The sequence below is a fragment of the Pseudovibrio sp. POLY-S9 genome, from assembly GCF_001431305.1.
In the GTDB taxonomy this organism is placed as follows: Bacteria; Pseudomonadota; Alphaproteobacteria; order Rhizobiales; family Stappiaceae; genus Pseudovibrio.
In genome coordinates this window covers 82,857-94,549 of record NZ_LCWX01000237.1, presented here as the reverse complement: position 1 = coordinate 94,549, position 11,693 = coordinate 82,857, and the positions used below count along the sequence as shown (strand labels likewise).

8 protein-coding genes and 1 pseudogene are annotated in these 11,693 nt (G+C 52.1%); 4 read left to right on the top strand and 5 right to left on the bottom strand.

The window, feature by feature from the left end:
• From PPL9_RS24565 to PPL9_RS24545, 5 genes and pseudogenes are all read right to left on the bottom strand, one after another.
• Positions 1-820 (bottom strand): annotated as a pseudogene (locus tag PPL9_RS24565) (type III effector); the annotation flags it as partial.
• A gap of 26 nt (positions 821-846) precedes the next feature.
• Positions 847-1,311, bottom strand: a complete 465-nt coding sequence (locus tag PPL9_RS24560; protein WP_057465178.1) for a type III secretion system chaperone — start codon at positions 1,309-1,311, stop codon at positions 847-849.
• Between the two features lie 265 nt (positions 1,312-1,576).
• The gene (locus PPL9_RS24555; RefSeq protein ID WP_057465177.1) at positions 1,577-3,571 is read right to left on the bottom strand and encodes a BCCT family transporter; all 1,995 of its coding nucleotides are present in this window, start codon (positions 3,569-3,571) and stop codon (positions 1,577-1,579) included.
• 413 nt (positions 3,572-3,984) lie between these two features.
• The gene (locus PPL9_RS24550) at positions 3,985-5,370 is read right to left on the bottom strand and encodes an aldehyde dehydrogenase family protein (RefSeq protein ID WP_057465176.1); all 1,386 of its coding nucleotides are present in this window, start codon (positions 5,368-5,370) and stop codon (positions 3,985-3,987) included.
• The gene (locus PPL9_RS24545) at positions 5,367-7,028 is read right to left on the bottom strand and encodes an acetolactate synthase large subunit (RefSeq protein WP_057465175.1); all 1,662 of its coding nucleotides are present in this window, start codon (positions 7,026-7,028) and stop codon (positions 5,367-5,369) included. The genes PPL9_RS24550 and PPL9_RS24545 overlap by 4 nt, the downstream gene beginning before the upstream one ends.
• 813 nt (positions 7,029-7,841) lie before the next feature.
• On the opposite strand from PPL9_RS24545, the gene PPL9_RS24540 reads away from it, so the two are divergent.
• Genes PPL9_RS24540 through PPL9_RS24525 form a run of 4 tightly spaced genes read left to right on the top strand, consistent with a single transcriptional unit; the run spans position 7,842 to position 11,596 of the window.
• Positions 7,842-8,750 carry an ABC transporter substrate-binding protein gene (locus tag PPL9_RS24540; protein WP_057465174.1) on the top strand — a complete coding sequence of 303 codons (909 nt, stop codon included), beginning with the start codon at positions 7,842-7,844 and terminating at the stop codon, positions 8,748-8,750.
• Between the two features lie 53 nt (positions 8,751-8,803).
• Positions 8,804-9,931: an ABC transporter permease gene (locus tag PPL9_RS24535; RefSeq protein ID WP_244273452.1), complete on the top strand. Its 1,128-nt coding sequence runs from the start codon at positions 8,804-8,806 to the stop codon at positions 9,929-9,931.
• A complete protein-coding gene (locus tag PPL9_RS24530; protein WP_057465172.1) occupies positions 9,928-10,872 on the top strand; it encodes an ABC transporter ATP-binding protein in 945 nt (314 codons plus the stop codon). Before PPL9_RS24535 ends, PPL9_RS24530 begins: the two co-directional genes overlap by 4 nt.
• Positions 10,859-11,596 carry an ABC transporter permease gene (locus PPL9_RS24525; protein WP_057465171.1) on the top strand — a complete coding sequence of 246 codons (738 nt, stop codon included), beginning with the start codon at positions 10,859-10,861 and terminating at the stop codon, positions 11,594-11,596. The genes PPL9_RS24530 and PPL9_RS24525 overlap by 14 nt, the downstream gene beginning before the upstream one ends.
• The last annotated feature ends 97 nt before the right edge of the window (positions 11,597-11,693 follow it).

Sequence of the window (11,693 nt, the reverse complement as noted above, 5' to 3'; positions counted from 1 at the left end):
CCATAATCGCATCGGTACCCGCATTCGGGCCCATAACCGCCACAACACGCCCGGTCAGGTCTCGTGTGCCTGCTTCGTTACGCTGGAACTGATCCAGATCCAGACAGTTGGCAGCATTGGGGTGACCAGATTTCCTAAAATCAGCAACTTCCGGCGGGACGTGGTGGTACTCGTAGTCTGAGCGTTCAATGCCGGCGCCTGTGGCAAGGATGACCTTCTTGGCCAGAAGCGGCTCGCTATCTGCATCAGTCTGCACCTTATAAAGACCAGTCTCGCTGTCTCGGCTGATTTGACGGACTTCAGCATCAAGGATGTTCCCACCAGAAACTTGATCGATGCGTTGTGCATTGAGCTGAGACCATTCCTGTCTGTCAACCGGGTCCAGACAAGAGGATGCAATTGGTTCATCACCAGGGTTCACCAGCTGCTGTGCCTGGTTGATGCACTGAGTGTAATGGCCTTTTTCATAGCCTCGTGCACCAGCCCATGGATCATTTTTGCCAACCACAAGCACGTTGTTCTTCGTGCTGTCCGCAACAATAGAGCAATCACACCGTTTCAGGCTGGTGAGATAGGCAGCTGCGGATGTGCCTCGCCCGACACAAATCAGATCATATAGTGATTTGTCAGCACCAGCGTTTCCTTGCGTCGTTGCGAGTTGATCTTTGACAGCGGACTGCGTTTCAACGGCTTTTTGTTGATGAGATTGCAACGCCGGGTGAGGAGAACTCGGCGCCGGACTGCTTGTTGTGTCAGCCTGTGGTGGGATGTTGGCAGGTGCAATTGTTGGTGTCGTAGAAGTCGCTTGCGGGATGGTCATCGGGGAAGCCCTCGTTCTTATTGGGATCAGATTTTAAGGGAGTTTTGGGGAATTTCTGTTGCGAGCTCCTGTGTGAGGAGAACGCCAGATTTCAAAAGCTCAACCCAACCCTGCGCACGTTCTGTAAACTCAGAAAGGGCAGCAAAAAGGTCGTGGCGAGCCAACCCATTCATCGGAATATCCCAGAGGAGGGTGATGGTCTTGTCTGTATCTGCCAACATTGCAAACCGCAGGCTACCGGTGCCCGCCCAAGACTGATTGACCTTTAAAAAATACTCCAGCAGATCAACCCGGTTCTCTTCTGGTAATCCGCCCAACTCCGCACTGATGGCGAGGGCATGCCTGTCTTCTTCCAGCGTCGCAATCACGTCCAAACCTGACGTGAATTGAAACAACCAACTGTCACGTGCCGGATCCGCAAACACGGATGCATCAACGAATAAGTCACTCACTTCCGTGACGAGTTTCGATACTTCGCTCGTACCAACCATAGTTTTCCGCCCTATGTCTTGCCGCCGTCCACGGCCTTATGTCTGCGCAAAACATTAGAACAGGTAGTAATAGGTGATTGTGCCGATAGGCATAGCTCACAGAGGTGTGATGAAAATGTTTACCTGTCGGAAGCTGAGTAATGAGGCAGCGTTACCAAAATGGTCCCAGGAGAGAAATTATTCGCTAGAGCCAAAGCAACGAAGTCTACCAAGCACTCAAGAGAGACGGTCTTCAAGGTTATGTCTTGAAGACCGTCTCTTTAGCTCAAAGCAACTCGGATTGTGACAAGTGCAGATACTGCATGAAGCGTTCGTATTGTGTGACCACGTCTGCTATCAACTGTTCCTCGGTATAGCCAAGCACGTCGTACTCCTGACCGCCTTGGGCAAGGAATACCTCGACGCGGTAGTAGTTGGTGCCTTCCTCTTCGGTCTCGTCCTCATTTTCATCTTCGTCAATGAGGTGACCCGGGCCAATTGCCAAAGCGGTTGTGAAGTACCGTTTTCGCAGGCCATACACAAAGACCGTTTCTTCAGACTGTTCGATGGTCAATCGATAGTTCTTGGTACCGGTCAGTGTGGCTTTGAAACCGCGTGTCTCAAATTCCGCCTGCACCTTTTCCAGAGCAGGCTTGCCAATAGTACCCATAAAATGTCGTGCGTCTTTTAAGGTCGCGTTTTCAGTCAATGTTCCGATGCGCTGCCTCCAATCCACGGTGCTTTTTGTGTACTGCACTGTGGTGTGGTGCATTTGCAGGTTTTTGGTGCGCAAAGCATCATCCTGCAAGGCTTTGTAAAGGCCAAAGCACATCAGCAGCATAACAATGAGGAAGGGGAGCGCACTGGCAATCGTCGCAGTTTGTAAAGCTCCCAGCCCACCTGCCGATAACAACACAATCGCAACAACGCCCTGTAGAACAGCCCAAAATACACGCTGCCAGACAGGGGAGTTGATGTCGCCGCCAGAGGTCAAACTGTCAATAACCAAAGACCCGGAGTCGGAGGAGGTTACAAAGAAAACCACCACCAACACAACGCCCAGCATGGAGAGTACAGATGAAAATGGCATGTACTCAAAGAACTTGAAGAGAGCCAGAGACACATCAGTAGAAACGGCTTCAGCAAGGCTATCTGCCCCTCCATTGAGGATCAGATCGATACCTGTGTTCCCAAAGATCGTGAACCAGATCAGACTGAACCCTGTTGGCACAAACAGCAGACCAACGAGGAATTCACGGATGGAACGACCACGGGAGACGCGTGCGATAAAGGTGCCTACAAAAGGTGACCACGAGATCCACCAGCCCCAATAAAGCAGAGTCCAACCGCCCAGCCAGTCATCTTTTCGGTCATAGGCATAAAGGTTGAAGGTCTTATGGATCAGGTCCCCCATATATGCGCCTGCATTTTGCACAACAGTCTGCAGCAAAGTCACGGTTGGCCCAACAATCAGAACCAGCACCATAATGCAAACAGCCAGAATGAGGTTCGTTTCAGAAAGGCGTTTCACACCTCGATCAAGGCCGGAAAAAACCGAAGCCGTTGCCATGCTGGAGATGAGCACGATCAGAATGATTTGTGAGGTTGTCGAAACAGGGACATCAAACAGATAGTTCAGGCCGGCATTCACCTGAAAAGCACCATAGCCAAGCGAGGTGGATACACCGAACAAAGTGCCCAGTACCGCAAATGTATCAACCGCATGGCCGATCGGACCGTAGATCCTCTCCCCAAACAGAGGATAGAGCGCAGACCGCGGTAATAAAGGCAATTGGTGGCGGTAGGTGAAATACGCCAATGAGAGAGCCACCACACCATAGATCGCCCAGGCATGCAGACCCCAGTGGAACATGGTGATCTTCATTGCCTCACGAGCAGCCTCAATGGTCTGCCCTTCCATGTCTGGTGGCGACATGAAATGCATGATCGGCTCTGCGACACCGAAGAAAACCAGTCCAATGCCCATACCTGCTGAAAACAGCATGGCGAACCAGCTTTTGTAGGCGTAATCGGGCTCAGCATGGTCAGGTCCCAGTTTGATATCACCAAACCGGCTAACCATGATGAAAAGGATGAACAGCAGAAAAATCGCAACTGCCAGAATATAGAGCCAACCAGTGTTTGTTTCGATCCAATCCTGAATGTTGCTGTAAAACCTCTGAGAGCCTTCCGGCCAGATGACTGCTGTAATCAGGAGCAGAAAAATCAACGATATGGAGCTGATAAAAACAGGAGGATTAAACTTGTGCTTTATTCTCATCACGTGCTTCAACAAGCGCCGAAAAATGCAAAAAAGGACGCACGAGTGACGAGGACTGCATTTTTCAAAGCAAAGTTATCTCAGTTGTGTAGACGGCCTCTTAAAACAATGTGTCCAACTCAGGATGGTTCTAAGCAAAACAAATATATATGCTACGAATGACCAAAGCTGGGGCCGAGCATTTACTCCTGCCCTCACCAAGTGGCAATAGCTTTTATGTCGCACCTGAAAGTACGTATTATTTTTTAATTTCAAAGGCTTGTAGATTGAAGTTAAGAATGCTCGTGCTGAGCTGTAGAGCAGCGCTGTCAAACTCAGCGGTTTCGCCTGAGAGCCCAGCTCAAAACAGCATAAAACGAGATATCTGATTACGAGTAGGCTTTGAAATGCTCGGTTCAACTCTGTAGGGAACATCAAAGCCGGATGACTGCCATTTTGTCTTGTGTCATGTCGTGCATGGTGTAGCCGATACCTCCGGTGTTGTAGCCGGACTGGCGACGACCAGCAAAGGGCATCCAGTCCACACGAAAGGCGGTATGGTCGTTGACCATGACGGCAGTGGCATCGAGATGTTGGACGGCTTGGAAGGCTGTTCCTAAGCTTTGAGTGAAAACAGCGGCCTGAAACGCAAAGGGCAGGCTGTTTGCAGTCTCAATAGCCTCTGCAATACTATCAATGCTGTAGACGCAAATCACCGGACCAAAAATTTCCTGTTGCGAAACGCGGACATTGGCAGGCGGATTCAGCAACACGGTGGGCGCATAGGTTGTAGGGCCCAGGCGTTTTCCGCCTGCCAGCAACTCGGCACCTCCATCGATAGCCTCATTCACCCATTCCTCAACCCGGTCCACCTCACCAGGCCGGATCAACGGACCGCAATCCGTTGTCGCATCAGTCGCATCACCCACTTTCAGCAGTTTGGCAGCCTCTGCCAGCTTTTGCGCGATTTCTTGCGCTTTAGAGGGAGGAGCAAATACACGCTGGACAGAAACACAGACCTGACCAGAGTGATAAAAGCCACCCTTGATTAAAAGAGGGATCATGTCGTCGATATGGGCGTCTTCGCTGACAATGACTGGCGCAGCTCCACCATGCTCCAGAGCGCAGCGCGCACCTGGTGTCAGCTTTGAGCGTAGCATCCAGCCAACACGTGCAGAACCGATAAACGAGAAGAACCCAACCCGCTGATCAGTGATCATCTGCTCAGCGACTTCATTATTACAAACAACGGTACGGCACCAGTCCGCTGGCAATCCGGCTTCATGTAACATGCCTACAAAAGCCAGGCAGGACAGTGGTGTATCGGGAGCTGGTTTGATGATAACCGGACAGCCTGTGGCCACCGCCGGTGCCACCTGATGGACAATCAGGTTGAGCGGGTGGTTGAAAGCGCTCGCAGCCACGACCACGCCGATCGGCTCGCGCTGGGTGAACGCAATGCGACCTGATCCAGCCTCTGTCAAATCCATCGGAATTTCGCGGCCAGTCATTTGGCCAACCTCGTGTACGCAAAGTTCCACGCCATCAATGGCGCGCATGACTTCCACACGGGCATCAACCAGTGGTTTGCCACCTTCGTTGGCGATTTGGAACGCCAACTCGTCAAAACGAGCCTCCATGAGCTGAGCTGTTTTCTTTAAGATGGCAATTCGTTGAAAGGCAAGAAGCCACTCATCACGCTGACGAAAGAGACTATGCGCAGTCTCCAAAAACGCATCGACCTGCTCCCATTCACTGGTCTCGACACTGCCGATGCATTTCAGGCTGTACGGATTGACGACATCCAGTGTCTTGCTCATATCAGACACACCTTGGCTGCAAGCTCGTCAATCAAGACCCGCTGGTTTTCGCTGTAATCAACGGGAATATCAACCAGATGGACCCCGCCAGCAGTAAAGGCCGCTTCAAAGGTCGGCAGCAGGTCTTCTGTGCGGGTAATCCTGTGGCCAGTAGCACCGTAACTGTTCGCGTACTCGACAAAGTTAGGGTTGCCAAACTGCAAGCCCCAGTCTTCAAATCCTGCATGAGCCTGCTTCCAGCGGATCATACCGTAAGACCGGTCATCCAAAACAGTGACCACCAAATTGAGTTTCAACCGAACCGCCGTTTCCAACTCCTGACTGTTCATCATAAAACCGCCATCACCGCAGATCGCCATAACACGGCGATCAGGATAAAGCTTGGCTGCCATCATAGCTGAAGGTAGGCCAGCGCCCATTGTCGCCAATGCGTTGTCCAGAAGCACTGTATTGGGTTGATGAGCCTTGTAGTTGCGGGCGTACCAGATCTTGTAGATACCGTTGTCGAGCGCGATAATATCGAAATCACCCATCACCCTGCGTGTATCAGCGACCACCCGTTGTGGGATTACCGGAAAACGCGAAACATCACCACCTTCAGAGGTGTGTAGGTCTGTTTCTTTTTTGATGCGCTGGAAATAACTGCGATCAAAGTCCAGCGGACCACCCAGGATATCACCAAGCCGCGCAACGGAGCGGGCAAGATCTCCTACCACCTCAACCTGAGGGAAGTACACCTGATCAACCTGCGCAGCCTTGTAGTTCATATGGATCACTTTGGTGCCGCCATGTTCCATGAAGAACGGCGGTTTTTCGACAACGTCGTGACCCACATTGATGATCAGATCAGCCCGTGCAATTGCGCAGTGCAAGTAGTCTCCATCAGAGAGCGCAGCAGTACCAAGGAATAGGTCTGAGCGCTCATCAATGACGCCTTTGCCCATCTGAGTGTTGAAAAACGGAATCTGGGTCTTTTCGGCGAAAGCCTTGAGTATGGAATGAGCGTCCTTTCGGTTCGCTCCAGCTCCGAGCAACAGCAACGGCATTTTTGCGTTGCGGATCATCTCAGCTGCTTCATTCAGCACCGTATCATCTGCGACCGCGTAGTAACGGGGATGAGGGTGCAAGACAGATTCGTCAGTTTCTTCAACAGCAATATCTTCAGGCAGCTCCAGCAAGACCGCGCCGGGGCGCTCCTCTTCTGCCACGCGGAAAGCCTCACGGATCAGGGCAGGGATGGTATTGCCATGTACAATCGCCTTGGACATCTTACAGATCGGCTCAAACAGACTGACAATGTCAATGATCTGAAATTGCCCTTGTTTGGATTTCTTGATCGGCTTTTGCCCGGTGATCATGATCAAAGGCATACCGCCCAAAAAAGCGTAGGCCGCCGGGGTGGCAAAGTTGGTCGCGCCAGGGCCAAGCGTCGCCATGCAGACGCCCGCTTTGCCAGTCAAACGCCCATAAGTGGCAGCCATAAAGGCCGCACCTTGCTCATGTCGGTTCAACACCAGTTCAATTGTGGAGGTACGAAGGGATTCAAGAACGTCAAGGTTTTCCTCACCAGGAACAGCAAAGACGTATTCAACACCTTCCGCTTCCAGTGCAGCTACAAGACGATCAGAAGCTTTCATCGGGGCATGAGAGTCAGGCATGGGATCTCCTGTTCAGTCAACGCTTGGCTTTAGAACTTCAGATATTCCTTTGCTCTTTTGGGAAGAGCTGAGCGAGTAATCCGAATGGTCGAAAAACGGCCTGCAAACATCATCATCAACCGCTATCTCATTGCAACTCATGCCTGACGTAGGTTTGATCAAAACTGCGTTGCAAGGCTCCAGATTACTCCAATGATCTCTAAAAGATCAGAAATAGGTAAAGACAGTATGCTCTCATTTAGAAGTTCCAAACTTGCATGACAGAGGTATCAGCTATTGCTCATGCGTCAGACTTGTATTGCTTCCCTTGGTTTCAGGACTGCTTCTAAACAAGATGAATTCTTAACTTGCGCACTATGACGGCCAAAATCGAGTTCATGTATTGGATTAGCCATTCCAAAAAATAAAGCCGTCAAAATCACTGTTGATCTCTGACACGTCAATTTCAACAAAACCTTGCAGCCAGAACTTCTCTGGGCATATCCTTGGGAATTAAGGGACGGAATGAACGCTGGATAAAGTTCCGTTTAGAGACCCGAGGCGGGTTGCGAAGGAACAGGCGGCGACCTATATGAGCGGTGCCTTTGGTACAACTCTGGATTACTTATGGTTTTTACAAGAGTGTTCGAGGCTGAGGGGGAAGTCGAGTGAGGGGAAATCTCAGATGATATTCGACAGATTTGGCGAAATCGATTCCGTGCTAAACGCGCAAGTTTAGGACAATAGCCCTTTTAGGGATGCCACATTCTTCCCATAATAGAAATTTCACAATGCAGTGCTGAAAAATAGAGAGCTTTGAGGAGCATACTTCGCATGACATTTAATCGAATTCTTGCTGCGATCGGCATGACCGGAGCCTTAACAGTTGCAGCTCATGCTGAAATTGTTGTTTCTTCCAAAATTGATACTGAAGGTGGTCTCCTCGGAAACGTTATTGCACTTGCGTTGGAAGATGCTGGTTTGCCAGTAGAACGCCGCCTGCAGCTTGGCGGCACTCAGGTGGTTCGCGAAGCACAGCTTGCAGAGCAAATCGACATCTATCCTGAATATACGGGAAATGCAGCCTACTTCCACAATGAGGCGGACAGCGAAGTCTGGAAAGACGCCAAAGCCGGATACGCCCGCGCAGCTGAGCTGGATGGTGAGAAGAACGGGCTGGTATGGCTTCAGCCTGCGCCAGCCAACAACACCTGGGCCATCGCTGTAACAGGTGCATTGGCCTCCCAGAACAAACTTGCCACTATGTCTGACTTCGGCGCCTGGGTTGCAAACGGAGGCAATGTGAAACTGGCGGCCTCTACGGAGTTTGTTTCTTCTCCCGCAGTCCTTCCTGCCATGCAGGAAACCTATGGCTTTAAACTGTCTCCGGATCAGACAGTCGTGCTTTCTGGCGGTGACACAGCCGCGACAATTCAGGCCGCAGCTCGTGGCACCTCTGGCGTCAACGCAGCTATGGCATACGGCACAGATGGTGGGGTAGCTGCAACAGGCCTTGTTGTTATGACTGATGATAAGGGCGTACAGCCAGTCTACGAGCCAGCTCCGGTTATCCGAGCTGCTGTGTTAAAACAGTATCCAGAAGTTGCATCAGTCTTGAACCCGATCTTTGCAGGTCTGGATCTGGCGACACTACAGGAGCTCAACGGTTGCATCCAAGTTGGTGGTGAACCTGCAGCTGCAGTCGCAAAAGACTATCTGACCAAGATCGGTGTTTTGGACTAACTGCGCGCGTTATGCCTGGCAGGATTAAATCAGTCGTCTCCGGACCCGGTCTTTTGTTTGTAAGCCTGGGTCTGGGTGCCTTATACGCACCTTTTATGACGCTTGCCGCCAATCGTATTGTCGCGGGTGAGGGTATCCCTGTGTGGGACGTGGCCGGACCAGAAGCCGTCATTCCCGGCTTTGTTGGCTTGCTGGCTGGGCTAGTCCTTGGTTTGCCAGCAGCCTGGCAAGTTTTGCGTTTGACGGGCGCAATGATCGGAATAGCAGCGTTGATTTGGCTGCTAATGGAGGGCAGCACCTCGCTTCTTGAAGGAGCTGGAACTTATGCCAGAGTATCCCTGGGCAGTGGCTTCTGGTGTTTGCTCGCAATCCTGTTACTGCTGGCGGCTGATGCTCTGTCCTCTCTTTCTCCTGGCCCCAAAATGCGCGGCGCCTTATTGGCACTAGCGATTGTGGTGTCGGCGTTGGTCTTGTGGTCAGGAGCCTTGACCGACCTGTCAATCTTCAGAGAGTACGCCAGCAGACAAGATGCCTTCTTCAATGCAACGTGGCGGCACCTCGGCCTTGCTTTTGGCTCGCTTGTTGTAGCCGCTGCTATAGGTTTCCCTCTTGGCGTGTATTGCCACCGGAACGAAAGTTTGCGTAGCGCAGTCCTGCCTGTGCTCAGCTTTCTGCAAACAATCCCCTCCCTTGCCATGTTCGGCATCATGATCCCACTTCTTGCCTGGGTCAGCAGCACGGTCCCCGGTGCCAGGGAACTGGGTGTCGTCGGCATCGGCTTTTTACCCGCATTTCTGGCACTGGTTATCTATTCCCTGTTGCCGGTGGTGGCAAACACTGTGGCCGGTTTGGAAGCCACTCCAATCGTGACACTGGATGCAGCACGCGGTATGGGAATGACCCGCCATCAACGCCTCATACAGATTCAATTGCCACTGGGGCTTCCGGTTATGCTGGCTGGGCTGCGGATTGTTCTGGTGCAGAATATTGGCCTTGCGGTAATCGCCGGATTGATTGGCGGTGGTGGTTTTGGAACCTTTGTCTTTCAGGGGCTCAATCAGACTGCAACAGATTTAATCCTGCTTGGAGCCCTGCCAACAGTCATTCTTGCTCTTATCTCGGCAATTACAATGGACATTCTGGTCGAACTGGCCCGCCCTAATAAGATGAGGCATGGATGATAGAGATCGACAACATAACCAAGGTTTACGACGGGCGGCCTGCTGTTGATTCCGTATCTATGACGATTGAGAGTGCAACAATCACCGCAATTGTCGGCACATCCGGCTCTGGAAAAAGTACATTACTGCGTATGGTCAACCGGCTTGTAGAGCCCACGTCTGGCCAAGTTCGGATCAATGGTGAACCAACTGCAGGATTGCCGAAGAACGCCCTGCGCCGCCGCATTGGGTATGCAATTCAGGGCCATGGTCTCTTCCCGCATCACACAGTTGCCAGAAACATCGGCGCCGTGCCGCGGCTACTCGGTTGGGACAAGGACAAGATCTATACGCGTGTGAATGAGCTGTTGGACCTATTCTCCATGCCGCCAGATGAGTTTCGCGATCGCTATCCTGCTGAGCTCTCAGGCGGTCAGCAACAACGGGTAGGCGTGGCACGAGCTTTGGCATCACGGCCCGACCTGTTGCTCATGGATGAGCCCTTCGGGGCACTGGACCCCATCATTCGAACGCGCGCGCAGACAGACTTGCACCGGATTCAACGAACACTCGGCTCCACAATCCTTCTCGTGACGCATGATATGGAGGAAGCCATACAGCTTGGTGATCAAGTAGCAGTGATGGATCAGGGACAGTTGGTTCAGCACGGCACGCCAGCAGAGATCATCACCAACCCTGCCACAGAGTTCGTTGCAGAAATGGTTGGCGGTGTCGATCGACCGCTTCGCCTGCTATCGCTGCTTTCGGTCTCCCAGGTACTTGAAGAGGGAGCTGCTGAAGGGGAGCCAATCGACGAGAAGTCCAGCCTGCGAGAGGCTCTTTCTGTTTGCCTTTGGAGCGGGCGAAATGCTGTGCCTGTAGAACGCAACGGTAACCCTATTGGCCGTGTAACACTGGAAGCGATCCGCTCCAGAGCCGAGGGGACACATGAGCCGGGCTAATTTCCTGAGGATGATCGTTGTTTCGCTGCTGCTCGCTCTTGTCCTTCGGCCTGAGTGGTTTGCACCCATGTTTGCACCCTTCACACCGCCCGGTGCCGCCGTGATCTACGATCGTACCTCGTTGTTGTCGCTTTCTCTGAGCCATCTGGGTATCGTTGCCTTAGCCTCAGTCGCCGCAATCGTTGTTGCAGTGTTACTGGCGATCCTCGTCACTCGCCCACAAGGGAAGGCATTTTTGCCGCTGTCACGAACCATTGCGAACATGGGACAAACGTTTCCACCTGTGGCCGTTCTGGCTTTGGCAGTTCCGATGCTGGGTTTTGGAGCCGGACCAACGCTTGTTGCGCTGTTTTTGTACGGCATCTTGCCAATCTTCGAAAACACAATGACCGGTCTTTCAACCTTGCCACCTGCAACCATGGAAGCAGCCCGGGGAATAGGGCTCAGCCGCCGGCAACGTTTGCTACAAGTCGAGCTTCCACTGGCACTTCCATTAATCCTGACAGGTGTTCGGCTCTCTGTCGTCACTGCCATCGGCACAGCAACAATCGGCTCCACCGTCGCCGCTCATACGCTTGGCGAAGTCATCATCGCAGGCCTGCTGACCAACAACACCTCCTACGTCTTACAAGGCGGCCTCATAGTCGGCCTGTTCGCAGTCCTGATCTACGACGCCCTGACCCAACTCGAAGCCAGCATCCGAAAACGCCTTGGTGTGAAATAACACCGAATAAGATGACCCTTACTTCGTGGCCTTACCGAAAAAATGAATATAGGCTCAGTTTAGAAGGCGACTTTTAGGCACGGGGAGCTTTTAATCA

Coding starts and splice junctions, on each gene's coding strand:
- PPL9_RS24560 (WP_057465178.1), bottom strand. CDS start 1,311: ATGGTTGGTACGAGCGAAGTATCGAAACTCGTCACGGAAGTGAGTGAC.
- PPL9_RS24555 (WP_057465177.1), bottom strand. CDS start 3,571: ATGAGAATAAAGCACAAGTTTAATCCTCCTGTTTTTATCAGCTCCATA.
- PPL9_RS24550 (WP_057465176.1), bottom strand. CDS start 5,370: ATGAGCAAGACACTGGATGTCGTCAATCCGTACAGCCTGAAATGCATC.
- PPL9_RS24545 (WP_057465175.1), bottom strand. CDS start 7,028: ATGCCTGACTCTCATGCCCCGATGAAAGCTTCTGATCGTCTTGTAGCT.
- PPL9_RS24540 (WP_057465174.1), top strand. CDS start 7,842: ATGACATTTAATCGAATTCTTGCTGCGATCGGCATGACCGGAGCCTTA.
- PPL9_RS24530 (WP_057465172.1), top strand. CDS start 9,928: ATGATAGAGATCGACAACATAACCAAGGTTTACGACGGGCGGCCTGCT.
- PPL9_RS24525 (WP_057465171.1), top strand. CDS start 10,859: ATGAGCCGGGCTAATTTCCTGAGGATGATCGTTGTTTCGCTGCTGCTC.